Annotated in this window: 20 protein-coding genes; 3 read left to right on the forward strand and 17 right to left on the reverse strand. The window is 66.9% G+C overall.

Annotated elements, in window-relative coordinates:
- Position 1 precedes the first annotated feature (1 nt).
- From IB261_RS13185 to IB261_RS13195, 3 genes are all read right to left on the reverse strand, one after another.
- Positions 2–1,087 (reverse strand): polyamine ABC transporter substrate-binding protein, encoded by a 1,086-nt coding sequence (locus IB261_RS13185; protein ID WP_081516963.1) that lies wholly within the window; start codon positions 1,085–1,087, stop codon positions 2–4.
- A 41-nt stretch (positions 1,088–1,128) separates the two neighbouring features.
- Positions 1,129–2,487, reverse strand: coding sequence for a glutamine synthetase family protein (locus IB261_RS13190; RefSeq protein WP_081516964.1), 1,359 nt, complete (start codon positions 2,485–2,487; stop codon positions 1,129–1,131).
- A 213-nt stretch (positions 2,488–2,700) separates the two neighbouring features.
- The gene (locus tag IB261_RS13195; RefSeq protein WP_192382879.1) at positions 2,701–3,795 is read right to left on the reverse strand and encodes a polyamine ABC transporter substrate-binding protein; all 1,095 of its coding nucleotides are present in this window, start codon (positions 3,793–3,795) and stop codon (positions 2,701–2,703) included.
- A gap of 222 nt (positions 3,796–4,017) precedes the next feature.
- On the opposite strand from IB261_RS13195, the gene IB261_RS13200 reads away from it, so the two are divergent.
- Positions 4,018–4,791, forward strand: a complete 774-nt coding sequence (locus tag IB261_RS13200; protein ID WP_192295638.1) for an AraC family transcriptional regulator — start codon at positions 4,018–4,020, stop codon at positions 4,789–4,791.
- Between the two features lie 22 nt (positions 4,792–4,813).
- On the opposite strand, the gene IB261_RS13205 is transcribed toward IB261_RS13200, so the two are convergent.
- The 4 genes from IB261_RS13205 to IB261_RS13220 all read right to left on the reverse strand — a co-directional run bounded on the left by IB261_RS13205 (position 4,814) and on the right by IB261_RS13220 (position 8,363).
- Positions 4,814–6,100 (reverse strand): NAD(P)/FAD-dependent oxidoreductase, encoded by a 1,287-nt coding sequence (locus tag IB261_RS13205; RefSeq protein ID WP_192382878.1) that lies wholly within the window; start codon positions 6,098–6,100, stop codon positions 4,814–4,816.
- Positions 6,097–6,840 carry an amino acid ABC transporter ATP-binding protein gene (locus IB261_RS13210; protein WP_192382877.1) on the reverse strand — a complete coding sequence of 248 codons (744 nt, stop codon included), beginning with the start codon at positions 6,838–6,840 and terminating at the stop codon, positions 6,097–6,099. Before IB261_RS13210 ends, IB261_RS13205 begins: the two co-directional genes overlap by 4 nt.
- Positions 6,837–7,493, reverse strand: a complete 657-nt coding sequence (locus IB261_RS13215) for an amino acid ABC transporter permease (protein WP_038803618.1) — start codon at positions 7,491–7,493, stop codon at positions 6,837–6,839. Before IB261_RS13215 ends, IB261_RS13210 begins: the two co-directional genes overlap by 4 nt.
- A gap of 111 nt (positions 7,494–7,604) precedes the next feature.
- The gene (locus IB261_RS13220) at positions 7,605–8,363 is read right to left on the reverse strand and encodes an ABC transporter substrate-binding protein (RefSeq protein ID WP_192382876.1); all 759 of its coding nucleotides are present in this window, start codon (positions 8,361–8,363) and stop codon (positions 7,605–7,607) included.
- A 177-nt stretch (positions 8,364–8,540) separates the two neighbouring features.
- On the opposite strand from IB261_RS13220, the gene IB261_RS13225 reads away from it, so the two are divergent.
- Positions 8,541–9,317, forward strand: coding sequence for an IclR family transcriptional regulator (locus IB261_RS13225; RefSeq protein ID WP_081516971.1), 777 nt, complete (start codon positions 8,541–8,543; stop codon positions 9,315–9,317).
- Between the two features lie 10 nt (positions 9,318–9,327).
- Here IB261_RS13225 and IB261_RS13230 read toward each other — a convergent pair whose 3' ends face one another.
- From IB261_RS13230 to IB261_RS13255, 6 genes are all read right to left on the reverse strand, one after another.
- Complete coding sequence (locus tag IB261_RS13230) at positions 9,328–13,299, reverse strand: response regulator (protein ID WP_192382875.1); 3,972 nt, start codon at positions 13,297–13,299, stop codon at positions 9,328–9,330.
- Between the two features lie 39 nt (positions 13,300–13,338).
- Positions 13,339–14,475, reverse strand: coding sequence for a response regulator (locus IB261_RS13235; RefSeq protein ID WP_151186859.1), 1,137 nt, complete (start codon positions 14,473–14,475; stop codon positions 13,339–13,341).
- 118 nt (positions 14,476–14,593) lie between these two features.
- Positions 14,594–15,160 (reverse strand): cysteine dioxygenase family protein, encoded by a 567-nt coding sequence (locus IB261_RS13240; RefSeq protein WP_081516974.1) that lies wholly within the window; start codon positions 15,158–15,160, stop codon positions 14,594–14,596.
- 88 nt (positions 15,161–15,248) lie between these two features.
- On the reverse strand, positions 15,249–16,013 hold the full coding sequence (cobF, locus tag IB261_RS13245) for a precorrin-6A synthase (deacetylating) (protein WP_192382874.1): 765 nt from the start codon (positions 16,011–16,013) through the stop codon (positions 15,249–15,251).
- Positions 16,014–16,308: 295 nt separating this feature from the next.
- Positions 16,309–18,606, reverse strand: coding sequence for a 5-methyltetrahydropteroyltriglutamate--homocysteine S-methyltransferase (gene metE, locus IB261_RS13250; protein ID WP_192382873.1), 2,298 nt, complete (start codon positions 18,604–18,606; stop codon positions 16,309–16,311).
- Between the two features lie 316 nt (positions 18,607–18,922).
- Positions 18,923–19,717 carry an AraC family transcriptional regulator gene (locus IB261_RS13255; RefSeq protein WP_167523178.1) on the reverse strand — a complete coding sequence of 265 codons (795 nt, stop codon included), beginning with the start codon at positions 19,715–19,717 and terminating at the stop codon, positions 18,923–18,925.
- Positions 19,718–19,802: 85 nt separating this feature from the next.
- Between IB261_RS13255 and panB the strand changes: the two genes are divergently transcribed.
- On the forward strand, positions 19,803–20,627 hold the full coding sequence (panB, locus tag IB261_RS13260; RefSeq protein WP_192382872.1) for a 3-methyl-2-oxobutanoate hydroxymethyltransferase: 825 nt from the start codon (positions 19,803–19,805) through the stop codon (positions 20,625–20,627).
- Positions 20,628–20,723: 96 nt separating this feature from the next.
- On the opposite strand, the gene IB261_RS13265 is transcribed toward panB, so the two are convergent.
- The 4 genes from IB261_RS13265 to IB261_RS13280 are packed head-to-tail and all read right to left on the reverse strand — an operon-like array spanning position 20,724 to position 26,515.
- Positions 20,724–22,823 (reverse strand): site-2 protease family protein, encoded by a 2,100-nt coding sequence (locus IB261_RS13265; RefSeq protein WP_192382871.1) that lies wholly within the window; start codon positions 22,821–22,823, stop codon positions 20,724–20,726.
- Between the two features lie 6 nt (positions 22,824–22,829).
- The gene (locus IB261_RS13270; RefSeq protein WP_192223240.1) at positions 22,830–24,170 is read right to left on the reverse strand and encodes an efflux RND transporter periplasmic adaptor subunit; all 1,341 of its coding nucleotides are present in this window, start codon (positions 24,168–24,170) and stop codon (positions 22,830–22,832) included.
- Positions 24,163–24,939 (reverse strand): efflux RND transporter periplasmic adaptor subunit, encoded by a 777-nt coding sequence (locus IB261_RS13275; RefSeq protein WP_192382870.1) that lies wholly within the window; start codon positions 24,937–24,939, stop codon positions 24,163–24,165. The genes IB261_RS13270 and IB261_RS13275 overlap by 8 nt, the downstream gene beginning before the upstream one ends.
- A complete protein-coding gene (locus IB261_RS13280; protein ID WP_192382869.1) occupies positions 24,926–26,515 on the reverse strand; it encodes a TolC family protein in 1,590 nt (529 codons plus the stop codon). The genes IB261_RS13275 and IB261_RS13280 overlap by 14 nt, the downstream gene beginning before the upstream one ends.
- Positions 26,516–26,551 lie beyond the last annotated feature (36 nt).

Below are 26,551 nucleotides of genomic sequence, written 5' to 3' on the forward strand. Positions count from 1 at the left end.
TTCATTGGTTGAACTTGATCTTGCTCCAGCTGCGGGTCATCAGGCGCATGATCTTGGGCGGCGGCGCCTTGGCGATGTACAGCTTGTCGAGCACGGCCTGGCTCGGGTAGACCTCGGGGTTGTTCTGCATTTCCTCGGGCAGCAGGGTCTTGGCGTCAGCGTTGGCGCTGGGGTAGCCGACGTATTCGCTGATGCCGGCGATCACCTTCGGATCAAGGACATAGTTGATGAACGCCAGGGCCTGCTCCGGGTGGCCGGCGTCGGAAGGAATCGCCATCAGGTCGAACCACAGGTTCGCGCCTTCCTTGGGAATGCTGTAGGCGATCTCGATGCCGTTCTTGGCTTCCTTGGCGCGGGCGGCGGCCTGGAACACGTCGCCGGAGTAGCCGAAGGCCACGCAGATGTTGCCGTTGGCCAGGTCCGAGATGTACTTGGACGAGTGGAAGTAGGTGACGTACGGACGTACCGCCACCAGCTTCGCCTCGGCCTTGGGATAGTCCGCCGGGTTGGTGCTGTTGGGGTCCAGGCCCAGGTAGTTGAGCACCGAGGGGATCATCTCGTCGGGCGAGTCCATGAAGGCCACGCCGCACGCCTGGAGCTTCTTGATGTTCTCCGGCTCGAACAGCACCGACCAGGAATCGATCTTGTCGACGCCCAGCACCTGCTTGACCTTGGCGACGTTGTAGCCGATGCCGTTGGTGCCCCACAGGTAGGGCACGGAGTGCTTGTTGCCCGGGTCGTTCTGTTCCAGCAGCTTGAGCAGTACCGGGTCCAGGTGCTTCCAGTTCGGCAGCTGGCTGCGGTCGAGTTCGAGGAACACGCCGGCCTGCACCTGACGGGTCAGGAAGTGGTTGGATGGCACCACCACGTCGTAGCCCGAGCGGCCCGCCAGCAGCTTGCCCTCCAGGGTCTCGTTGGAGTCGAAGACGTCGTAGACCGGTTTGATCCCGGTGGTCTTCTGGAAGCCGGCTAGGGTGTCCGGAGCGATATAGTCGGTCCAGTTGTAGATGCTGACCGTCGGTGCAGCGTGTGCGGCCGAGGCAAGGGCTGCCAGGGCGAAGGGCGCAAGGGTGCGCAGCAGTCTCATGGGGACTCCCGAATTGTTGTTGTGAAGTCGGTGACGCGGAATCAGACGCTCAGCAGCAGGAACTCACGCTCCCAGGAGCTGATCACGCGCTTGAAGTTCTCGTGCTCGGTGCGCTTCACCGCGACGTAGCCCTGCACGAACTTCTCGCCGAGGAATTCCTTGAGCACGTCGCAGTCTTCCATCTGCTGCAGCGCGTCCTCGATGGTGATCGGCAGGCGCAGGTTGCGGCGCTCGTAGGCGCGGCCCTGGACGGCGGCGCTGGGGTTGACCTGCTCGATCATGCCCAGGTAGCCACAGAGCAGGCTGGCGGCCAGCGCCAGGTACGGGTTGGCGTCGGCGCCCGGCAGGCGGTTTTCCACGCGCATGGCGATCGGCGGCGCGGCGGGGACGCGCAGGCCCACGGTGCGGTTCTCTTCGCCCCATTCGACGTTCACCGGCGCGGAAGTGTCCGGCAGGAAGCGGCGGAAGGAGTTCACGTTGGGCGCGAACATCGGCAGCACTTTCGGGATGTACTTCTGCAGGCCGCCGATGTAGTGCAGGAACAGCTGGCTCATGCTGCCGTCTTCGGCGGCGAAGATGTTCTTGCCGGTGGCGATGTCCAGCACGCTCTGGTGGATGTGCATGGCGCTGCCGGGCTCGTCGGTGATCGGCTTGGCCATGAAGGTGGCGCTGACGTCGTGCTTGAGCGCGGCTTCGCGCATGGTGCGCTTGAACACGATGATCTGGTCGGCCAGGCTCAGCGCGTCGCCGTGACGGAAGTTGATTTCCATCTGCGCCGGGCCGTCCTCGTGGATCAGCGTGTCCAGGTCCAGGCCCTGCAGTTCGCACCAGTCGTAGACGTCTTCGAACAGCGGGTCGAATTCGTTGGCGGCGTCGATGGAGAAGCTCTGGCGGCCGCTTTCCGGGCGGCCGGAACGGCCCACGGGGGCTTCCAGCGGGAAGTCCGGGTCGCTGCTGCGCTTGGTCAGGTAGAACTCCATCTCCGGCGCCACCACCGGGCTCCAGCCCTTGTCGGCATAGAGCTTGAGCACGCGCTTGAGCACGTTGCGCGGGGACAGCTCGATGGGGTTGCCGACCTTGTCGAAGGTGTCGTGGATGACCATCGCGGTCGGCTCCAGCGCCCAGGGCACCAGGAAGATGGCGTCCGGATCGGGCTTGCAGACCATGTCGATGTCCGCTTCGTCCAGCAGGTCGTAGTAGACGTCGTCATCGACGAAATCGCCGGTGACCGTCTGCAACAGAACACTTTCGGGGAGTCGCATGCCCCCTTCGCCGAGGAACTTGTTGGTGGGGGAAATCTTGCCGCGGGCGATGCCGGTGAGGTCGCTCACCACGCATTCGACTTCGGTGATTTTCTGTTGCTTCAGCCGTTGCTCCAGTTGCTCGGCGGGGGTGGTCATACAAGCCTCGGAAGGTTTCTTAATTTTATAAGGGGATGCGCACGCAGCATCGTGCTGCCAGGCGAGGCTAGTGTCGGCCGGAGGCAGGCGTGCGTTCTATCCACTTTCCGCAAGGCTTGGGAATCGTGTTGAAAAAGGCGCCCCCTGGAATGCAGACAGCCCCGGGCGCCAATGGCGACCGGGGCTGCTGGTGCGAAAGGGGGGGCTGGGGAATCAGACCCCGGACTTGATCCGGCTCCAGTCGCGGGTGATCAGGCGCAGGATCGACGGGCTCGGCGGCAGGCTGACGTACATGCCCTTGACCAGTTCGGCGTTGGGGTAGACCGCCGGGTTCTCGCGGACCTTCTGGTCCATCAGCGCCTTGGCCGGCACGTTGGCGTTGGCGTAGTGCAGGTAGTCGCTGGTCCGGGCGATCACGTCCGGGCGCATCAGGTAGTTGATGAAGGCGTGGGCGCCTTCGGGGTTGCGCGCGTCCTTGGGGATGGCCAGGTTGTCGAACCAGATGTTGGTGCCTTCCTTCGGCACGCTGTACTCGACGTCCACCGCGCCGCCGGCTTCCTGCGCGCTCTTCTGCGCCTGCAGCACGTCGCCGGAGAAACCGATGGCCACGCAGACGTTGCCGTTGGCGAGGTCGGCGATGTACTTGGTCGAGCTGAAGTAGGTCACCGAGGGCTTCAGGCTCTCCAGCAGTTTGGCGCCGGCTTCATAGTCCGCGGGGTTGTTGCTGTTCGGGTCCTTGCCCAGGTAGTGCAGCGCGAGCGGCAGGATCTTCGCCGGCGAGTCGAGGAAGGCGACGCCGCAGCCCTTGAGCTTGGCGAGGTTCTCCGGCTTGAACACCAGGTCCCAGGAGTCCAGCGGTGCGTCTGCGCCCAGTGCCGCCTTGATCTTCGCCGGGTTGTAGCCGATGCCGACGGTGCCCCAGAGGTAGGGCACGGCAAAGCGGTTGCCCGGGTCGGACTGTGCCACGCGCGCCAGCAGGTCGGGGTCGAGGTTCTTGCGGTTGGGCAGCAGCGTGTCATCCAGCGGGCGATAGACGCCGGCCTTGAGCTGGCGGGCGAGGAAGTCCGCCGAGGGCACCACCACGTCGAAGCCGGAATGCCCGGTGAGCAGCTTGGCCTCCAGCACTTCGTCGGACTCGAAGGCGTCGAGCACCACCTTGATCCCGGTTTCCTTCTGGAAGTCCGCCAGTACGGTCGGCCCGATGTAGTCGGCCCAGTTGGCGAAATGCACCTCTTGCGGCGCCGCCAGCACCGGCAACGCGGCACCGGCCAGCAGACCGGCCAGACAACCCAAAGCACGCTTGTTCATCTTCACTCCTGGAGGACGCCGGCTTGCGCGGCGCCAATACGATCGGCAGGTGGGAAACGGGCCTTGTTCTGTTGTTCTCGGCCCTGGCCGAAAACTAGGCGCGGCGCGGCTTTGCGTCGTTCTTCCGTGCACGGGCGGAATCGGCGATGCTGCTGCGGACCCGCGGCACTGTGCAGCGCGCTGCCCGCGCCCTACGCTGCGGCCCCAGGCGGAGGGAAAACCATGAATGACGAAACCGAGCGCACCCGCGAAGTGGTCACGCGCTACCACCAATGCTGGATGAACCGCGACGTCGAAGGCGTGCTGGCGATGTTCCATCCGCAGGTGCAGTACTGCGACTTCTACAACGACCTGGAAATCCCCGCCAGCGAGCTGCCCGGCTATATCCGCACGGCCATGCCGCGCAGCCCGCAGCACCATATCGAACACATCGACCAGATTCGTGCCGATGGCGACACGGCGTTCATCCAGTACCGCTCGCGCCTGACGTTGCGGCGCAGCAGCCGGCTGGCCTCGTTCCGCGCCAGCGAGGCGATCACCGTGCGCGACGGGCTGATCTGGCGCGTCCACGAGTACGCCACGCCGGTGCGCGAGCAGCGCGAGGAGGGCGTCAAGGACCAGCGTCGCCTGGGCCTGAACTCGGCCCAGGTGGGGAAGATGCTGCTGGATATCGAATCCTACTTCGGCAGCGCCCATCCCTATCTCGATCCGGAGATGGACCTGGAGCGCCTGGCACGGGCCACCGGCTATACGCGCAACCAGATTTCCTACCTGCTCAACCAGGTGCTCGGGCAGAGCTTCTACCGCTACCTGAACCAGGCGCGCATCGGCCATCTGCTGGAGCGCCTGCGCGAGGAGCCGGCGGCGCGCATCGACGAGCTGGCGTTCGCGGTGGGCTTCAACTCCCTGTCGGTGTTCTACCGCTGCTTCCGCGAGCACACCGGGCAGCCGCCGCGTGCTTACCTGGCGGCGCTGCAGGAAGGCGGTCCGGCCTGACAAGGCGTCAGGCCGGGAGCCCTCAGAGAACGGCGTCGAGCAGCCGGTACCAGGCGATGCCCACGCCCAGGTACAGGCGCTGCAACCCATGGAAGGGAATCGGCCGCACCGGGGTGACGGGGAAGGGGAAGTCCTTCTCGCGGTCCAGCAGGCGCTCCGCCAGGTGACGGCCCAGGGTCGAGGCCATGGCGATGCCGCGACCGTTGTAGCCCAGCAGGATGCTCAGGTTCGGCGCCGGCTCATGCAGCCGTGGCATGAAGTCCGGGGTGAGCGCCACGCGGCCGCTCCACTGGTATTCGAACTCCACCTCGGCCAGCTGCGGGAACAGGCCCAGCAGCGAGCGCTTCAGGTGCAGCCAGTCGCCGGGCGAGCGCGGCTCGGCGAACGGGCCGCGACCTCCCAGCAACAGCCGGCCGCGAGCGTCCTGCTTGAAGTACAGCAGCAGCCGGCGCGCATCCGAGCAGACTTCGCCATTGGGCAGCACGCTGCGCCGCAGGTTTTCCGGCAAGGGCCTGGTCGCGACGATGAAGCTGTTGGCGGCGATCACCGTCTGCCGCAGTTTCGGCCAGAGGTCGTCGGTGTAGCCGTTGGTGGCGAGGATCACCCGTTCGGCGGTCACGCTGTGCCCGCTATCGCTGCTGAGCTGCCAGCCGCTGCCGTGGCGACGCAGGTTGCTCACGCGGGTGTGGCCGTGGATCGCGGCACCTTCACTCAACGCCGCACGGGCCAGGCCACGCACGTAGCTCAGCGGCTGGACGCTGCCGGCGCGCGGGTCGACCCAGGCGCCGAGGTAGTCGTTGCTACCGATGCGCTGGGCGACGCTGCTCTTGTCGAGCATCTCCACCGCTACGCCGCGCTGGCGCCACTGCCCGGCGCGCTTCTCGATGGCGCGCAGGGCGGCCGGCGAGGCGGCGGGCTGGATCCAGCCCTGGCGGGTGGCTTCGCAGTCGATGTCGTAGCGGCGGATCAGCTCAAAGACTTCATCGGCAGCGCCGCCGGCGACTTCGATCAAGCGCTCGGCCTTCTCGCCGCCGAACATGCGCCGCAGGTCGTCCGGGTCATGCTTGAGGCCGGGGATCACCTGCCCGCCGTTGCGCCCGGAAGCGCCCCAGCCCGGCTCGCCGGCATCCAGCACGCAGACGCGCACGCCGTTGCGGGCCAGGTGCAGGGCGGTGACCAGCCCGGTATAGCCGGCGCCGACGATGGCGACGTCGACCTGCTTGTCTTCAGCCAGCGCCGGTGTGGCCGGGCCGGCGTTCGCGGTGGCTGCCCAGAGCGAGGGCGGCAGTGCCAGGGGCTGGGCGTTCATGCCGGGCCCCCGTCGGTGTTGAGCAGGCGGCGGAGGAATTCCTGGGTACGCGGCTGGCTCGGCGCGCCGAGCACATCCTTGGCCGCGCCTTCCTCGACGATGCGCCCGCCATAGAGGAAGCACACCTTGTCCGCCACTTCGCGGGCGAAGCCCATCTCGTGGGTCACCACCACCATGGTCATGCCTTCGTCGGCGAGCTTGCGCATCACCGCCAGCACTTCGCCCACCAGCTCCGGGTCCAGCGCCGAGGTCGGCTCGTCGAAGAGAATCGCCTTGGGTCGCATGGCCAGGGCGCGGGCAATGGCGACGCGTTGCTGCTGGCCGCCGGAGAGTTCGTCCGGGTAGGCGTCCATGCGGTGGCTCAGGCCGACTTTTTCCAGCAGGGCGCGGGCGTGCTCGCGGGCGGCGTCCGGGCGCTCCTTCTTCACGTACACGGGGCCTTCCATGACGTTCTGCAGCGCGGTGCGGTGAGGGAACAGGTTGAAGCGCTGGAACACCATCGCCACCTGGGTGCGGATTTCGTGGATGGAGTGGGCGTGGCGGTCGACACGTTCCTGGCCGACCAGGATGTCGCCACCCTCGTAGGTTTCCAGGCCGTTGATGCAGCGCAGCAGAGTGGATTTGCCCGAGCCGGACGGACCGATCAGGCACACCACCTGGCCGCTTTCCACCGACAGGTCGATGCCTTCGAGAACGCGGGTGCTGCCGTAGCTTTTGTGCAGCGACTGGATGCGGATCATGCTTTCTTCCTCGTGGCGATGCGCGCTTCGAGGCGGCGCAGGGCGTACGACAGCGGCAGGCTCAGGGCCAGATAGAGCAGGGCGACCAGGGTGTAGACGGTCATGTTCTCGAAGGTGGAGGAGGCGATCAGCTGGCCGGCGCGGGTCATCTCGGCCACCGTGATGGTGGACACCAGCGAGGAGTCCTTGAGCATCATCACCAGGGTGTTGCCGTAGGGCGGCAGGGCGATGCGGAAGGCCTGCGGCAGCACCACCCGGCGCATGATCATCGGGCCGCGCATACCGAGGGACTCGGCGGCTTCGATCTGCCCCTGCTGGATGGCCTGGATGCCGGCGCGGAAGTTCTCCGCCTGGTACGCCGAGTAGGCGATGCCCAGGCCGATGATGCCGGCCTGCATGGCGGAAAGCTGCACGCCGAAATCCGGCAGCACGAAGTAGATGTAGAACAGCTGCACGATGATCGGCAGGCCGCGGATCACGTTGACCACGGAGATGCCGAACAGCGCCACGGCGCGGATTTTCGACACCATCATCAGGGCGAAGGCCAGGCCGATGAGCGAGCTGAGCAGGAACGACGCAATCGTGACCTGCACGGTGACCACCGCGCCACTCAATAGAATGGGCAGGAAGTCCAGAGCATTCTGGAGAAACATGGGAGGTGTCCGTGAGCGTAAATCTGAGGGCGGCCGTCACCCTTCACCGGGCGCTGGGTTCCGGCGAAAGGTGCGGGTCAGTCTTGGGTGCGGCGTGAAGAAAGGCGGACGTCAGTCCAGGTGCCACTTGCCGATGATGGCGGCGAGGGTGCCGTCGGCCTTGATGCTGGCGATGCCCCGGTTGACCTGGGCGAGCAGCTGCGGGTCGCCCTGGCGCAGGATCAGGCAGACTTCGCCCTTGATCTGCGGCTGGTAGCTGTCCACCAGGCGGACCTTCTTCAGGCTGCCCTTGGCCATCTGGTAGGCGAGGATCGGGTGGTCGCCGAAGCCGGCCTTGATCCGGCCCAGTGCCAGGTCGCGGGTGAGGTCGGCGAGGGAGTCATAGCCGCGCACTTCCTTGAAGATGCCGCGCTGGTTGAGCTTGTCGATGAAGATGGTGCCGACCTGGGCGCCGACCACTTCGCCCTTGAAGTCATCCATGCTGGTGTAGGCCTTGTCGTCGTCAGCGCGCACCACCAGGCCTTCGCCGTACTCGAACACCGGATCGGAGTACTGCACCACTTTCTCCCGCTCGGGCGTGCGCAGCATGGCGGCGGAGATCAGGTCGATCTTCTTCGCGGTGAGCGAGGGGATCAGCGCGGCGAAGGTGGTCTGGGCGATTTCCACGTCGAAGCCGCCGGCCTTGGCCACGGCCTGGGCGGAGTCGACCATCATGCCCTGGATGCTGTTGGTCTTGACGTCGAGGAAGGTGAAAGGCACGCCGGTGGCAGTAGCCCCGACTTTCAGAGGTTCGGCCTGGGCGGCGAAGGATGCAGCGCAGCTGGCGACGAGCGCGAGGGCGCAGGAAAACACGCGGAGGCGAGGATGCATTGGTGAACTCCCATTTGACGCGGTTTGTTGTCTTTATGCGTTATGGATGGCCTCGAGTATCGGCAGGAGGCGTTGGCTGCAATATAAATGATTTACAAGAATCGTAAAGAGATTTATAAATATCGCATATCGATATTAATAGCCTGAAAAAGGCGTGATCCTTCCCAAGGAAGAGACATGAGCGACAACGAAAACAGCCTGTTCAACCAGTCGCTGGAAAAGGGCCTGGCCGTGCTGCGCGGCTTCAACGCGCGCAACCGCACCATGAACCTGGCCGAGGTAGCCGAGGCCGCCGACATCACCAAGAGCTCGGCGCAGCGGATGATCCACACGCTCGAAGCGCTGGGATACGTCAGCAAGCACCCGCAGACCAAGCGCTTCCAGCTGACGCCGCAGGTGATGGAGATCGGCTACAACTACCTCGCCGCCGACACCCTGGTGGACGTTGCCAATCCCTTCCTCGCGGAGCTGGCGCAGACCACCGGCGAGACCACCAACCTCACCGAGCCGGTGCGCACCGACATGCTCTACGTGGCGCGCTTCGTGGGGCCGAAGTTCATCCCCATCCACCTGCCCATCGGCAGCCGCATCCCCATGTACTGCACCGCCTCGGGCCGCGCTTTCCTCAGTGCGCTGAGCGATGACGAGGTGCTGGAACTGCTACAGGGCAGCGACCTGTCCAGCCATACCCAGTACACGCGCACCTCGCTGGAGGAAATCCTCGCGGAAATCGCCGAGATCCGCCGCAAGGGCTATGCGATCAACAGCGAGGAGCTGTTCCTCGGCGACATGGCGGTGGCCGCGCCGGTGCGCAACAGCCAGGGCCGCCCGGTGGCGTCGGTGCACGTGGTGGCGCCCACCAGCCGCTGGACCCGTGAGGACGCCGAACGCCGCCTGGCGCCAGCGGCCATCGAGTGCGCACGGGCGATCAGTACCTCGATCAGGACGCTCTGAGGCCGCACGCTCAGGCTTGCGGTTGCAGGGGCTCGGGTGTCGCGTCCAGCAGCCGTTGCAGCTGCGCCAGGGCGCGTTCGTAGTCGAAGCCCTCGACGGCTTCGGTCATCTCCCGCAGCAGCCCGGCCCGTAGCGGGTCAGCAAAAGCGCTGCCCAGCCGGCCGACCAGCTCGCCGGCGCCGGTGTCGCTGTCTTCGAGCAGGGCGCGCAGTTGCTGGAGCAGGGCGCTGATCTGCGCTGGGGAAAGCCCCGGCGCCGCCGGCTGTTCGAGCTGCGGGGTGGTGCGCGTCGCCAAGCCGGCCAGCACTCTTTCCAGCTGTGCTTGCAGTTCGAACAGCAGGCGCGAGATCGCTTCCTCGGATGCGCTGGCCTGGCAGGCCTCCTCCAGCGCCGTGGCGGCCCTGGCCAGTTCCAGGGCGCCGATGTTGGCTGCCGCGCCGCGCAGGGTATGGGCGGTCCGGCGGCGGGCGGTAGGATCGGCTGCCGAGTCGAGGGCGCGAAACTCGCCAATGAAATCCCGGTAGCTGGTACCAAAACGTTGTAGCAGCCGTTCGTAGAGCGCGGTCTTGCCGGCGCAGGTCGCCAGTCCGGCATGGGTATCGATGCCCGGCAGGTCGAGGTCGCCAACCTGCCTCTCCACCGGTGCAGGCGCCGCTGCGCCGCCGGGTTGCCGCTGCCGGGGAGCGATCCAGCGCGACAGGGTGAGGAACATCGCGGGCGGGTCGATGGGCTTGGCAATGTGGTCATTCATTCCCGCGGCCAACGCCAGTTCACGATCACCGGCCATGTTGTTGGCGGTCATGGCAATGATTGGCAGCTGCGCCAGTTCCGGGCGCTGGCGTAGCGCCTGGGTGGCCGCGTATCCATCAAGCACCGGCATCTGGCAGTCCATCAGCACGCAGTCGAAGTGCGTGTCGGCGGCCAGCCGATCCAGCGCTTCCTGGCCGTTGCAGGCGAGCACGATCTCGATGCCGGCGTCGCCCAGCAACTCCATCGCCAGCTCCTGGTTCAGTTCATTGTCCTCCACCAGCAGTACCCGGCTGCCGGCGACACGGGCCAGCGCCTCGTCCGTGGCGCTCTGGCGCTCACGGCTGCGTGGCTCGACGACGCTCTCCTTGCCCAGGGCGATGTTGATCGACTCCAGCAGGGTGGAGGGCGTCACCGGCTTGGTCAGCACCGTGCCCAGCTCTACGCCGCGCTCCTGTGCGGCATCCAGCGCTTCTTCGCGGCCGAAGGCGGTGACCATGATCACCGCCGGGACGTTCTCGCAGTGGCCATCGTGCAGGCGCGCGACCACCTCGATGCCATCCATCCCCGGCATCTGCCAGTCCACCAGCACCAGTTGATACGGCAACTGCCGCTGTTCGGCCTCGCTGATCCATTCCAGTGCTTCGCTGCCGTTGCGCGCGACGTCCACTTCCAGCCCGTAGCTGAGAGCCATGCCCGAGAGAATCTCCCGCGCCGAGGCGTTGTCGTCGACCACCAGGGCGCGCACTCCGAGCAGTTCGTCCGCCCGCAGCATGCGCCGCGGCGCGGCGGTCTCGGGGATGCCGAAGTGCGCGTGGAAGTGGAACACCGAGCCCTTGCCCGGCTCGCTCTCCACCCAGATGCGCCCACCCATCAGTTCCACCAGACTCTTGGAGATCGACAGCCCCAGCCCGGTGCCGCCATAGCGGCGGGAGGTGGAGGTGTCGGCCTGGATGAACGACTGGAACATGCGCGCGCACTGCTCCGCGGTCATGCCGATGCCGGTGTCGCGCAGCCAGAAGTGCAGCTCGGTGACGTCGCTGCCGATCACTGCCGGCTCGATGCCCAGGACGATCTCCCCGAGCTCGGTGAACTTCACCGCGTTGTTGCCCAGGTTCAGCAGGATCTGCCCCAGACGCAGTGGGTCGCCCACCAGCGAGGTGGGCAGCCGCTGGTCGAGCTGGAACAGCAGTTCGAGGGATTTTTCCTCGGCCTTGAAGCCGACCAGCGCGGAGAACTGCTCCAGCACGTCCTCCAGACGGAATTCGACGTGCTCCACGCTCATCATGCCGGCTTCGATCTTCGAGAAGTCGAGGATGTCGTTGATGATGCCGAGCAGGCCCTCGGCGGAGCGGTGGACCTTCTGCACGTAGTTGTACTGGCGAGTGTCGAGCCCGCTTTTCAGGGCGAGGCTGCTCATGCCGATGATCACATTCATCGGCGTGCGGATTTCGTGGCTCATGTTGGCGAGAAACTCGCTCTTGGCCCGCGTCGCTTCCTCGGCCAGCTCCTTGGCGCGATGTGTCTGCTGCTCGACCAGCTTGCGTGCGGTGATGTCGTACAGCCAGGCGAGCACGGCAGGCTCGCCATGGTGGAGGACCGGCAGGTAGGTCGCGAGGATGTCGCGCTCGCCACCCTGGCTGTCGTACATGCGGACTTCGCGCTCGATCATCTGTTCGCCGGCCAGCATGTCGTTCCAGACCGACTCGCGCTCCGCCATCTCGACATACAGGCCGGCTGCCGCGTCGCCGACCTTCAGGCCGAAGTTCTCGCTGAATGCCGGGTTCACCAGGTGCAGGCGGTCGCGGGTGGCGATGGCCACGCTGACCGGGCTGCAGTCGAGGATGTACTGCAGGCGCTTCTCGCTTTCCTGCAGGGCAGCGGCCTGCTGCTCCATCAGTTCCGCCTGGCTCAGGGTCTCCTTGAGCAATTGCTCGGTGCGCGAGTTGCGCTCGAGGATTTCCAGGTTCATCGCCAGCAACGGCGCGAACTCGTCCAGCAGCGACCTCTGGCTCGCCTCCCGCACCTGCAGGCTTTCCAGTGCCAATACGCCGACCAGGCGCTCGCCGTGGATCAGCGGCAGTATGTCGAGGAACAGCGGCGGCGCGTACTCGCCCTCCTGCTGACGGTCGGGCTGGTGCAGGTGGATCGGCGCGCGCTGCTTCGCGCACTGGCCGATCAGGCCCTGGCCCAGGGGCAGGCGCCGGGGCAGGTCCGGCGGCGCTGCGTAGCTGCCCAGCAGGACCAGCTCCTCGCTGTCCTGCGCGTGGACGTGCAGCGAGGCGCGGCGCAGCGCCAGCAGCGGCGCGAGGGCGGCCAGGGTGCGATCGCCCAGCTCGCTGGAGCCGGCGACCGACTGCATCTGCCCGCTGAGCGTCGCCACCTGGGTCTTCACCCAGCGCTGATCGGCCATCTGTTGCGCCTCGGACTGCAGGGCAGTGATCGCCCGCGCCATTTCGCCGACTTCGTTGGGGTAATCCTGGAACGGCACCTGTACATCCAGTTCGCCCTTGCTCAGGGCATCCACCGAGAACCGCAGCTGGTCGGCCGGCCGGCGAATCGACTGGCTGATCAGGATGCCGAACAGCACGCCGCCGCCCAGGCCCAGCACCAGAAGCCAGATGGTCAGCTGGACACTGCGGTAAAAACGTTCCGTGGCCAGGTTCACTTCCAGATCGGCGCCCTGGCGCTTGACCTGGGCCACCTCGGCCAGCGCCTGGTTGGCCACCTCGCCTGGCCGTTGCAGCGCAGTGGAGGAGAGCAGGGCGATGGCGCCCAGGTCGGTGGCTTGTCCGTGGCGGATAGGCTGGTCGTTGAGCTCCAGAACGTGCTTGATCTGGTCCTGGTACTCCTCGTAGGCGGCCTCGAATCGCACCAGCCCCTGCTGGGCGGAGGTCCGGTAGATGAGCGGCCGCGCCAGTTCGATTTCCTCGCGCAGGTTGCTGCGAACCTCGTTGAACTGCTTGACCGCCTGCGCACGGCCGTTCTCGTCGGCGGCCAGGACGAACTGGCGGATGCTGCGCCCCATGCCCGCCAGGGCGACGCGGGCCGCCTCGATGTGCGAGAGGCCGAGCATCTCTTTCTCGTAGATCACGTTGATCTGTTCGATCTGCTGGCGCTGCACGTGCAGGCCGTAGAGACCGAGGAACAGGGCAAGCAGCAGGATGCCGCCGAACCCGAGCGCCAGCCGGGTGCGCAGCCTCAGGCGCTGAAGAAAGCCGAGCGGAGTCAACATGGGGCCGCCTCCAGGCAGGTTTGCCGTATGCGCTGCGAATCAGACTCTGGCCGGCGCCGGGATGGGGGCAGCCTGCGCGCCGTCGTTGAAGCGCTCGGCGATGCCGCGGAAGCTGTCCTGCAGGGCGAGGAAGGCATCGGTCACGTCCGGATCGAAGTGCTGGCCGCGCTGGCTGCGGATGAAGTCCACGGCGCTGGCGTGGGTCATCGGCGATTTGTAGATGCGCTTGCTGATCAGCGCGTCGTAGACGTCGGCCAGCGCCATCAGCCGCGCCGACAGGGGGATCGCATCGCCGGCCAGGCCCTGCGGGTAGCCGCTACCGTCCCACTTTTCGTGGTGGCCGTAGGCGATCTGCTTGGCCAGGCGCAGGAAGGGTACGTCCATCCCCAGGCGCTCCTCGGCCTTCTCCAGGGCTTCGAGCCCCAGGGTGGTGTGGGTCTTCATCAGCTCGAACTCCTCGGCAGTGAGCTTGCCGGGTTTGAGCAGGATATGGTCGGGGATGCCGACCTTGCCGATATCGTGCAGCGGCGCCGATTTGAACAGCAGCTGGCGGGTTTCCTCATTCAGCTCGGCGGCGAAACGTGGGTGCTGCTGCAGGTGTTCGGCCAGCGCGCTGACGTAGTGCTGGGTACGACGGATGTGGTTGCCGGTCTCGTTGTCGCGGGTCTCCGCCAGGGATGCCATGGCGATGATGGTGACGTCCTGGATGGCCGCCAGCTCGCGGGTGCGTCGCTGCACTTCCTGTTCGAGGAATTCGTTCTGGTCACGCAGGAAGTCAGCGGCGGCCTTGATGCGCAACTGGTTGTCCACGCGCATCAGCACGGTAGGCGGATTGATCGGCTTGGTCAGGTAGTCCACCGCGCCCAGCTCCAGGCCGCGGATTTCCTCGTCGGCGGCGACCTGGGCGGTGATGAAGATCACCGGGATGCGCTGCGTGCGGGGGTCTTCGCGCAGGCGCCGGCAGACTTCGAAACCGTTCATGCCCGGCATCATCACGTCCAGCAGGATGAGGTCCGGCGGATCGTCGGACTTTGCGATCTGCAGTGCCTTCTCGCCGGTTCGCGCTGCCTTGACTCGATACAGCAGCTTGAGCAGTTCCGAGAGGAGCGTGAGATTCTCGGGAGCATCGTCGACGATCAGGATCGTCGGACGAACAACGGGACCAGGTGCATTCATTGACCATCCTCCGCCACAGGGCATGCGCCGCGGGACTTCCTGCCCGCGCGCCGGTGTGAGTATAGATCGCGCCGGGCAAGCCTCCGGGGTGATCCGGCAGGCGTGTTCGGCGGGTATTTCAGCCGTTGTGCTCGACCTCGACGAAGTGCCGCGTGCCGGCCTCGACGTCATAAATGTGGTAGTTGTTCATCATTCGCCCGTAAAGGTGCAGGCTGACCGCGCGCGGGCGGTCGGCGGGAACGCCGGTGACGTGGATGTGGTCGGGGTTGGGGACGAAGCTGGTGACCGCGCCGGGCGGCAGCAGGATCATGCCGCCCTTGACCAGTTCGATGCCCTCGTCGCGGTTGCGGTCGGCGGACAGGCAGACGTAGCTGCGCTCCTCCAGCACGCCCTCGACTATGCCCACCACGCCCCAGCTGCCGTGGTCGTGCACCGGCGTCCACTGGCCCGGTGACCAGACCAGGGCGTAGAGCGAGAGGTTGTCGTCCGGCGCCTGGTAGACCAGGTTGCGCGCGTAGTGGAACGGGTCGCTCTGGTAGTGGTGCGCTTCGAGGAAGTCGCCGGCATGGGCCAGCAGCTCCATCATGAAGGGCGCCAGCGAGGCGACGCACTGGCAGGGTTCGGATTCCTGCCGGCTGAGCTGGGTGGCGTGTTCGATGAAGCGGGCGAGGCTGACGTTGGGCATGAGCGGTGCGCTCCGGCGGGCGTTGTCGACACAACGAAATCACTCTAGCCGCTTTTGTCGAGCCTGCTCAGAACTGCAGGGTGTGGGCTCAGGCGTCCTTCGGCGCGCGCCGCAGCAGGTAGGTGTCCATGATCCAGCCGTTGGCCTCGCGGGCCGCCTGGCGAGTGCGCTGGATATCGTCGCCGACCTCGACGAGCCGCCCGCTGCGAAGAATCTCGTCTGGCGTGCCGACGTAGGCGCCCCAGTAGATTTCCAGTTCCGGGTCGTCCAGCTGGCGGTAGGTGTCTTCTGCGTCGAGCATCACCACGACGCTCTCGGCGTTGGCCGGAAAGCCCGCGGCCAGACGGCGACCGGTGGTGATCTGTACCGACTGGCCGATGGCGTTCAGCGGCACCCGGTGGCGCGCGGCCAGCGCCTGCACGCTGGTGATGCCGGGGATCACCTGGTAGTCGAAGCTCACCCGGCCCCCGCGCAGGATCGCATCGAGGATGCGCAGCGTGCTGTCGTAGAGCGACGGGTCGCCCCAGACGAGGAAGGCGCCGCACTGGCCGTCCTGCAGTTCGTCTTCGATCAGGTGCTCGAACACCTGCTGCCTGGCCTGGTTGAGGTCGCGTACCTGCCCGGTGTAGTCGCCTTCGCGCACGCGTTCGGGGCTGTCGGCTGCGACGATGCGGTAATCGCTGCGGGAAACGTAGCGCTGGAGAATGTCGCGGCGCAGCTGGATCAGCTTGTCCTTGGCCGCGCCCTTGTCCATGAGGAAGAACACGTCCGCGCGGTTCATCGCGTTGATCGCCTGCACCGTGAGGTATTCAGGGTCGCCCGCGCCGATGCCGATGATGAGCAGCTGCTTCATGTCTGATCCTGCGTGCCTTCGTTCGGAGGGGCTCCAGATTACGCCTGTCCGGCGCCACGCTCATCTGCCGGATCGACGCGGCATCTGGACCGTTCCCGGCCCGGCCCGGAGCAAACCTGTAGGAGCGCGCCATGCGCGCGATCGCGGGCATGGCCCGCTCCTACACGGGGCTACGCGGACGCCTGCGAGCTGAACACCCCCGTAGGATGGGTGGAGCGCAGCGATACCCATGCTGTCGGCGCACCGATTCGATGGGTATCGATGCGCTCCACGCCATCCTGCGTATAGCGCCCTTTCAGCCCAGCAGCGCCACGTCCTTGCGCAGCTCGCGGGCGGCCGCGACCATGTTCACCAGCGCCGCTTCCGTTTCCGGCCAGGCACGGGTCTTCAGGCCACAGTCGGGGTTGACCCACAGGCGCTCGGCGGGAATGCGCTGCGCGGCCTTGCGCAGCAGCTTGACCATCTCGTCCTTGCCCGGCACACGCGGCGAATGGATGTCGTAGACGCCCGGACCGATCTCGTTGGGGTACTCGAACTTCTCGAAGGCTTCCAGCAGCTCCATGTCCGAGCGCGAGGTCTCGATGGTGATCACGTCGGCGTCCATGGCGGCGATGGATTCGATCACGTCGTTGAACTCGCTGTAGCACATGTGGGTGTGGATCTGCGTTTCGTCGCGCACCCCGGAGGCACACAGGCGGAAGGCTTCGGTGGCCCAGTCCAGGTAGCGGCCCCAGTCGCTGCGGCGCAGCGGCAGGCCCTCGCGGAAGGCGGCTTCGTCGATCTGCACGATCCTGATACCGGCGCGCTCCAGGTCGACGACCTCGTCGCGGATCGCCAGGGCCAGCTGTCGCGCCTGGGTTTCGCGGGAGACGTCCTCGCGCGGGAAGGACCACATCAGCATGGTCACCGGGCCGGTCAGCATGCCCTTCATCACCTTGCTGGTGAGGCTCTGCGCATAGCGGATCCACTCCACGGTCATTGCCTTCGGCCGGTTCAGGTCGCCGAAGATCACCGCCGGCTTCACGCAGCGCGAACCGTAGCTCTGCACCCAGCCGAAGCGCGTGAAGAGGTAACCATCGAGCTGCTCGGCGAAGTACTCGACCATGTCGTTGCGCTCGGCCTCGCCGTGCACCAGTACGTCCAGCCCGAGGTTTTCCTGGATCTCGACGGCATGGCGGATTTCGCTGTGCATGGCCTCGGTGTAGTCGGCGACGCTGAGCCTTCCTTGCTTGAAGGCCTGGCGCGCCAGGCGGATGGCCGAGGTCTGCGGGAAGGAACCGATGGTGGTGGTGGGGAAGTCCGGCAGGTTGAGGCCGGCGCGCTGCTTGACGATGCGCTGGGCAAAGGGCGACTGGCGCTGGCTGTCGGCGGCTTTCACCGCTGCGAGGCGGCCCTTCACCTCCGGTTTGTGGATGCGCGGCGATGCGGCGCGACTGGTCTGCACGGTGCGGCTCTGCGCTAGCGCGGCGATGACTTGCGGAGCCTCGGGTTGATTGATGGCGCGGGCGAGCAGGGCGACTTCGGCGCACTTCTGCACGGCGAAGGCCAGCCAGCTCTTCAGTTCGGCGTCCAGCTGGTCTTCGCGCTCCAGGTCCACCGGGCTGTGCAGCAGCGAGCAGGACGGCGCGACCCACAGGCGCTCGCCCACCCGCTCATGGGCGTGGCGCAGCACTTCCAGGCTTTTCTCCAGGTCGCAGCGCCAGACGTTGCGGCCGTTGACCACGCCGAGGGAAAGAATCTTGTAGGCCGGCAGGCGGTCGAGGATGGTCGGGAACTGTTCCGGCGCGCGCACCAGGTCGAGGTGCAGGCCGTCCACCGGCAGGCCGGCGGCCAGTCCCAGGTTGTCGTCCAGGCCGCCGAAGTAGGTGGCCACCAGCTTCTTCAGCGGCTCGCTCTGCAGCAGGTTGTAGGTGCGCTCGAAGGCGTTCTTCCAGTCCTGCGGCAGGTCGAGGGCGAGGATCGGTTCGTCGATCTGCACCCACTCCACGCCTTGAGCGGCCAGGCGGCGGAAAATCTGACCGTAGAGCGGCAGCAGGCGCTCTACCAGATTCAGCTTGTCGAAGTCGGCCCCTTTGGTCTTGCCCAGCCAGAGGTAGGTCAGTGGGCCGATTACCACCGGTTTCACCTGATGGCCGAGGGCGTGGGCTTCCTCCACTTCCTCGAACAGCTGCTCCCAGCTCAGTTCGAACTGCTGGTCAGCGCTGAATTCGGGGACGAGGTAGTGGTAGTTGGTGTCGAACCACTTGGTCATCTCTTGGGCATGCGCGCCGCAGCACCCCGTACTGACGCCTCGCGCCATGGCGAACAGGGTCTGCAGGGTCGGCTTGGCTTCGCCATGGCCACGGAAGCGCTCGGGGATCACGCCGAAGGTCAGCGAGTGGGTCAGCACCTGGTCGTACCAGGCGAAGTCGCCCACCGGCAGTAATTCGATGCCGGCGTTCTTCTGCACCTGCCAGTGGGCGGCACGCAGTTCGCGGCCGATGGCGCGCAGGCCGGTTTCGTCCAGCTCGCCCTTCCAGAAGGCTTCCTGGGCTTTCTTCAGCTCGCGGTCGCGGCCGATGCGGGGAAAGCCGAGGTTGTGTGCCAGCGCCATGTGAATCTCTCCATTGAATCAACGATGGGGAAATTCTCCCGGTGCAGCCTTCATGAGACAAACTCAATGTTCTTGTGATGAACATAAGAAATCCTCATGTTGGCCGTGCTCTGTGTCGCGCTGTTGGCTGGCGTAGGAGCGACTGTCTTCCCAGGCTAATCCGTGCTCCTGGTTTCCCTCACCCCAGCCCTCTCCCTCTGGGAGAGGGTTAGGGTGAGGGCAGACCCGAGCGCAGGATTTCCTGGCAGAATGGGCGGGAGGCCGTGCCCATGTCGACGATCGCACCTATGGGGCGCTCCTGCTGGTTGACTCTCGATTAGCCACCCGCCCGCATCTGCCGCGCCAAAGCTCCAGGCGAGGTGTGCAGCTGGCGCTGGAACAGCTCGATGAACGCCGAGGTGGATTCATAGCCCAACTCGCCGGCAATGAGTGTCACCGACTCGCCGCGTTCCAGCCTCGGCAGGGCCGCCAGCAGGCGTACCCGCTCGCGCCATTCGCGGAACGACAGCCCGGTCTCGTCGCGGAACAGCCGCGCCAGCGTGCGCCTTGAAGCGCCGACGCGCTGCGCCCAGTCCTCGATGCCCAGGCGCTCGCCGGGGTGCTCCTGCAAGTGATCGGTGACGCGCCGCAGGCGGGCATCACGCGGCAGCGGCAGGGCCAGGCCGGAGTCCGGCGCGCTGTGCAGTTCGTCCACTAGAACCTGCATGAGCCGGGCTTCCGGGCCCTCGTCGGGGTAGTCGCGGGAGAATTCGCTGGCGCGCTGGATGAGGTTGTCCAGCAGTGGTGAGATTTCCAGCACGCGGCACGGGCCCAGGCCGACGGCCAGTTCCGGGGCCAGGTAGAAGCTGCGGTGGACCACCAGCGTGCGCGCCCGCGCGCTGTGGCGAACGCCCGCCGGCAGCCACATCGCCCGGCGCGGTGGAATCACGCAGGCGTACTGCTCGGTCGTCGCCTCGAGCACGCCGCTGGCGGCGTACATCAGTTGCCCCCAGGGGTGGGAGTGGGGCTCCACCTCGTGGCCGGCGGGCATGTCGAAGGCGCGCAGCCACACGGGGCGGGGCAGCGACGTGAAGCCGGGGAGTGCCAAAGCATCCTGTCCCGCTGGCGGCATAGCTTGTCTCACTGTCGGAAGTGGGTCATGGAGGGCCGATGGTAGCGTCTTCCCCGGCCAATATCAGCCATCCGTGGAGAGCACCATGAGCAGCCATCGCCTGCAACAACGCCTGTCGATCCTGGACATCCGCCAACGCCGCGAGCCCGGCAGTCTGGTCGTGCTGACCGCCTACTCGGCGCCCATGGCGCGGCTGCTCGACCCGCACGTCGATGTGCTGCTGGTAGGGGACTCGCTGGGCATGGTGCTCTACGGTATGCCGCACACCCTGGCCGTCAGCCTCGACATGATGATTGCCCACGGCGCCGCCGTGGTCCGGGGCTCGCAACGGGCCTGCGTGGTGGTGGACATGCCCTTCGCCAGCTACCAGGCCTCGCCGCAGCAGGCGTTCCTCGCCGCCGCGCGGGTGCTCGCCGAGAGTGGCGCGCAGGCGGTGAAGCTGGAAGGGGGCGCGGAGATTGCCGAGACCATCGCCTTCCTGGTCGAGCGGGGCATTCCGGTGATGGCGCATATCGGTCTGATGCCGCAGAAGGTCAACGCCCTCGGCGGCTTCAAGGTGCAGGGCAAGGAGGAAGTCGGTGTTGCGCAGGTACTGCGCGACGCGGATGCCATCGCAGCCGCCGGGGCGTTCAGCGTGGTGCTCGAGGGCGTGCTGGAGCCAGTGGCGCGGCAGGTCTGCGAGCGACTGGAGATCCCCGTGATCGGCATCGGCGCTTCACCTGCCTGCGCCGGGCAGGTGCTGGTGACCGAGGACATGCTGGGGCTGTCCGGCGAGCAGATTCCGCGCTTCGCGCAGCAGTACGTGCGGGTGGACGAACTGATCGGCGCGGCGGCCGAACGCTTTGCCAGCGAGGTGCGCGAGCGCCAGTTCCCGCAGGCGCGGCATTGTTTCGGCATGGCGAAGGAGTGAGCCCGGCGCGGGGCCGCAAGCAGGGGCATCAAGCTGCAGGAGCGGGCCATGCCCGCGATTGCGCGCGTGGCGCGCTCCTACAGGGAAACTCCGGCGCTAGAACCCACTCTCGCGCAATGCCACCGCCAGCAGGCGGGTGAAACCCTCGCCCAGCCAACTGCGCCGGGCGCCCTCGATCTGCAGATGGCCACGGGTTTCGTGAAGTCCAGGCGGTGCGCTTTCCAGCTTCACCAGCACATGGAACAGCGCCGGGTTGGGCACCAGTGCCTCGCCCTGCGGATTGACGTTCAGCGGGCCGCCGTAGCGCGAGGCGAGCATCGGATGTTCCAGCTGGCTGATGCGCGTGGTGCCGATCAGCACCACCTGGCCTTCGATGGGACGTGGCACGCCTTCGGGGTAGAAGCGCACATGGCCGCCGTCGGTGAGGCGCTGCACTTCGTCCTGTTTGACGTAGGCGTCCACCAGCCAGTGCTGCGGGTCCACCAGTACGCCGATGGGCTCGCGGGTGTTGATCCACTGGCCGGGCTTCCAGTCCGGGTTGACGTCCATCCAGCGTCCGCTGAAGGGAGCCTGCAGGTTGAGACGGGCCATCTCGTTGCGGGCGGCGCGGGCCTGCTGGTACTCCACGCCCAGGCGCTGGCGGGTGACGGCTTCCTCGGAGAGACCGGACGGGTCGGCCAGCATGCCCGCCAACCGCCCCTGAAAGCCGCGGATGCTCGCCTCGCTGCCGGCCACCTTGGCGGCGATGTCGGGCTCTTCCATCACCGCCAGGGTTTCACCCTTGCCGACTTCGCCGCCGGGGCGCAGGTCGCGCAGCAGCGCGGGGAATGGCGCGTAGACGTGCAACTGCTGCGCCGCACGCGCTACGCCCATGGCGTGGACCTGGGTGCGCCAGGGGATGGCGAGCAGCAGAGCGATGGCGCCGATCAGCGCGAGGAACACCAGCTTGCGCCGCGGCTTCACTTCCGCACGGCGCTGCCACCAGACCTTGAGTTCGCGCCACACGGGCTGAACGATGAACCAGCTGATTTCCACGGCGAACAGGAAGATCCCCAGCAGTTTGAAGAAGAAGTAGTAGACCGCCACGGCGATGCCGAGGAACAGCAGCAGGCGGTAGACCCAGGTGCCGAAGGCGAAGGCCACCAGCGCTCGGCGCTTGCCGGTGGGGAAGTGCTCCGGCCAGGGTTCGTCCAGCCCCAGCAGGTTGCGCCGCAGCGTGGTGCGCGCCAGGGCGCCGGCGCGTTCGTGCAGGTTGGGGAAGTCCAGCAGGTCGGAGAAGATGAAGTAGCCGTCGAAACGCATGAAGGGGCTGGCGTTCAGCGCCAGGGACAGCGCCCAGCTGGTGGTCGCCAGGTACAGCAGGGCGTTGCGCAGCGGGCCGGGGTCGGCCAGCGCCCAGCCCAGCGTCGACAGCCCGGCCAGGCCCAGCTCGGTGATGATCCCGGCGCTGGCGATCGCCAGGCGCTGGCGGTTGCTGCGCAGCTTCCAGCTCTCGCCGGTGTCGGTGTAGAGCATCGGCCACATCACCACGAAGGCGATGCCCATGTGCGCGACCTTCAGCCCCAGCCGCGTCGCCACCAGTGCGTGACCCAGCTCATGCAGCGTCTTCGCCACCACCAGTGCGGCGGCGAAGCTGAGCAGGCCCTCGAAGGAGAATGACTCCACCACGTCGTGGGTGAAGGTGTCCCACTGGTGCGCCACCAGCACGATGCCGGCGAGGCTGAGCATTAGCACCAGCATCGCTACGTAGCGGTTGAACAGCCAGTCGAGGCTGCCGGCGATGGCGCGCAGGAAGCGCTGCGGGCGCAGCAGCGGGATACGGAAGAACAGGTAGTGGTGCAGCCACCAGTTCCAGGTCGTCCATTGCTTGCCTTCGCTGCGTGCGGCCAGCCGCGCCAGTGCCTCGGGGCCGGGGCGCAGCAGCTGGTGGTGTTCGAGGAACTGGCGGAAGCCCAGCACCTGCTCGGCGTCGGGCTTGAGCGCGGTCTGCTCGGCGATCTGCTCGCTGATCTGCCGGGGCGTCTGTTCCCAGCGCAGCAGGCATTCGAACTCCAGCCAGCCGATGCGGTAGAAGCGGTTGAGCACGCTGTCCTGGATTACCCACACCGGCTCGCCGTCCGGGCCGGGCGCGGCTTCGTCCAGGCGCAGGTCGTCGCGTAGCGGCGGGGTGGGCAGGTCCTCGGCGGCGATGTCCATCGCGCGTTACCAGCCGGTCCAGGCGCGCAGGGACGCCAGCGGCCGGCGCAGCAGGTAGTAGCCGAGCACCACGCGCTCGCCGTAGAGCTTGGCGGTGCCGTGCAGGCCCAGGCGCGCGTGGGGCGGGGCGTCCTGCACGCTGGCCAGCAGGCGGTAGGAGGCCACGCCCTCATCGCTGGGCTTGGCCTGGTAGCTGGTGTCGAGGATTTCCCCGTGCAGCGGGTCGAGCGGGTAGGCGGTGAGGAACAGCGCCACGGGTGCCCCCGGCTCCAGCGCGATGGCATCCGCCACCGGCAGCTGGATGCGCATGCCCGGTGCCTTCGGATCGGCGATCTGCAGGATGCGTTCGCCGGTCACCACCGGCTTGCCCAGCCAGTCGTTGGGGTCGCTGTACACGGCCACGCCGGCGCGCGGCGCGAGTACGCGGGTGCGCGCCAGTTGCGCCTGCACGGCGGCCAGTTCGGCGCGGCGCTGGCGGGAGCGGCCGTCGAGCACCGAGAGTTCGCTCTTGCTCTGCGGGTTGTCGAAGGCGCGCTGGCTGGCGGCCATGAGTTCGGCGTCGGCCACGGCAACTTCCTTGGCCAGCACGTCGGCGCGGCTGCGCAGGGTGGTTTCGTCCAGCTCGAAGAGCGGCGTGCCGACCTCGACGCTCTGGTTCGGCCGCACCAGCATCCGGACTATCACGCCGTCGATGGGCGAGCTGATCACCTGGGCGTTGCGCGAGACGACCTCCGCCGGCGCCAGGGCGGTCTGCCGCACCGGGATCAGCAGCAGAGCGGCCAGGGCGATCACCCCGACCAGCACCTGACGCTTGCTCGGCCGCCAGAAGCGCAGGCGGGTACGCGGGCCGAACGCGGCCCAGGCGTGCGCCCAGGTCTGCCAGATGCCTTGCAGCAGCGGCTGCAGGTTGCGCGCTGGCGGCTCGTCGAGCAGGAACAGCACCAGCCCCAGGCGCTTGCCGGCACGGTCGTGCAGCGGCACGCACCAGAGCCCGGCCGGCCACCATTCGCTCCAGCCTTCGGCGATGTCGGCGGGCGGTTCGAGGGCGTCGCGGGCCAGCCAGGTGGGGGTGGCGTCAGGTGTTTGCGCGGCGACCCAGCGGCTGGCGCGCTCCAGCCAGACCAGATAGGGCGAGTCTTCCGTGGGCTTGGCCAGCCCGGACACCGCCAGCAGCTCGTTGCGCGACTCATGGCAGGCGAACACCAGCGCCTGGTGGAAGCGCAGCAGCGGGAACAGGTCGTTGGCGATGCTGAAGGCCAGGGCGCCGAGGGAGTCGGCCGTCAGCGCCTTGTCGCGCACATTGGCCAGGCTCAGCAGCAGCTGGGGTGGCGGCAGCAGCTCACTCATGGCTTTCGGGGAAGCGCGCGACCCCGCTCATGCCGGCGATCAGTTCGGGGTAGCTGGCGTCCAGCTTCGCTTCCAGCTCCACGGTCTGCGCCACGGCGTCGACCCGCGCGTTGATCACGCTGACCTTGGCCGGGTAGTGCTTGCCGGTTTCGTGGATGTCCACTTCCAGCGGCATGTCCGGACGCAGGCTGGGCAGCATGGACGAGGGCACGTTGAGGCGGACCTTCAGCGCGCCATCGCTGACCAGGTCGAACAGCGGCGTGCCGGCGGTCACCGTCTGGTAGGGCTTGACGTAGACCTTGGCGATGCGCCCGGAGAAGGGCGCATCGACCAGGCAGTAACCGGCCTGGGCGCGGGCCAGGGTGAGGGCGCCGTCGGCCTTCTGTACCTCGGTGCTGGCCATGGCGACTTCGAGGTCGCCCACGGCATCGAGCTTGCGCAGGTTCTGCTTGGCGGCGAGGTTGGAGCGCGCCATGCTCAGTTCGGCGGCGGCGACCTTGGCGCGGGCGTTGACCTCCACGCAGTTGAGCTGGGCCAGTTCGGCGTCCTTGGCGACCTTGTCGCCCAGGCTGGCCTTGAGCGCGCCGAGGGTGCCGTTCATCTGCGCGGAGAGGGTGGTTTCCAGGTTGGATACCAGCAGCACGCGGATGGCGCCGGGGTCCTGGTTGTCGGGCAACGGGGGCAGGCCGCTGGTGGCATCTTCGGCCAGCGCCGGCTGGAGCAACATCAGGCACAACGGGAGGAGCAGGTACGGCTTACTGCGCGGCATTGGCGATTTCCTTCTGCCCTGCGGATGCTTGCCCAGCGGTCGGTCGAACGGTTGGTTGCACGGTCGTGGCGCTACTGCTGGCCAGCAGGTTGGTGCTGGTCTGCTGCTCCAGCGTGCGCTGGATTTCCCGCGCCAGGGTCTTCACGTCGTGGTTTTCGATTTCCCTGGGCATCACCTCGAAGCCCACCGAGTTGTACAGCCGGCCCCAGGCGGCCTGGGCGTCGGAGTAGGCGGCTTCGCGCTGGTAGCGCGAGAGCAGGAAGCGCCCCTCGGCGCGGATCAGCTCCAGCTCGCTGCCCAGGGCGGCGCCACGGGCGGACTGGGCGTAGCTGAGCAGGCTCTGGTCGACGCGCAGGCTTTCGTCGGCGAATTCCACTTCCTGCTTCGCCAGCTGGTAGCGCAGCAGGCTGACGCGGACCTGGGTGAGGATGGCCATCGACAGCGCAGTACGGCGCATGTCGTCGGTCTTTTCCTGGCTGGCCTCGGCGGCCTTGATGTCCGGGTACTGCGCCAGGCGCAGCAGGTTCATCGAGACGTTGATGCCGGTCTGGTTCCAGTCGTTGTTGTACAGGTACTTGTTGGAGTCGTACTCGTAGCCATAGTTGAAGCTCACGTTGGGCCACAGCTGGGCCTTGGCGATCTTCAGGTCGTTCATGTCGACGCGCTTGCGGTACCACTCCTCCATGATTTCCGGGCGGCGCTCCAGTGACAGGCGTTCGAGTTGCTCGACGTTGTTGGTCACCAGTGGCAGCGGCTGTTCGCCGACGTCGGCCAGGACCATTTTGGTGTTCGGCGGCAGCGACATCAGTGCGGCCAGTTCGGCGCGGGCGAACTCCAGGTCCTGGCGGCGCACGGTGAGCATGTACACCGAGTCGAGCAGGGCGCGCTGGTAGGCGAGGATGTCCTGGCGCGGCAGCAGGCCCTTGCCCTCGGCCTCGCGGGCGGAGGTCAGCGCGCGGTGGGTGCGCATCAGCAGGCCGTCCACTTCCGGCAGCAGGCGCTGGGCGCCCAGCGCGCGCCAGTAGGCGTTGCGTACGTCCTGCAGGACGTTCTGCGCGACCTTCTCGCGGCGCTCTTCGGCCATCAGCATCTGGTCGTTCTTCTGCTGGGTGCGGTAGTAAGCGACGCCGAAGTCCAGCAGGCTCCAGGACAGCCCGAGACTGTAGAGCTGGCGGTAACGCTCTTCCGAGGTGGACGGACGCAGGCTGACCTGGCGGTCCTCGATGCCGATGGAGGTGCCGCCCGAATCGTTGTTGCGCCCGGCGTAGCCGGCGGAGGCGACCACCCGCGGCAGCATCTCGTGGCTGGTGACATCGCGCAGGTCGGAGGCCAGCGCGCTTTCCAGCAGTTTCAGGCGGTAGTCGAGGTTGTATTTCAGGGCGCGCGCCGAGGCTTCGTAGAAGGTGATCGGCCCGCTGACCGGCTCCTGCTCCTTGTACATCCGCGCCTGGTCGTCGATCACCCGCTGGCGCATTTCCTCCTCGGTGTAGGGCTTGGGCTCGAACGCCGAGCAGGCGCTGAGGAAGAGGCTGACGGTGATGGTGGCGCTCAGGCATTTCAGTGCGTAGGCAGGCATAGTCTGTCCTTGATCGATCCTAAAGAGTCGCGAGTT

It is taken from the genome of Pseudomonas sp. PDM20 (genome assembly GCF_014852575.3).
In the GTDB taxonomy this organism is placed as follows: domain Bacteria; phylum Pseudomonadota; class Gammaproteobacteria; order Pseudomonadales; family Pseudomonadaceae; genus Pseudomonas.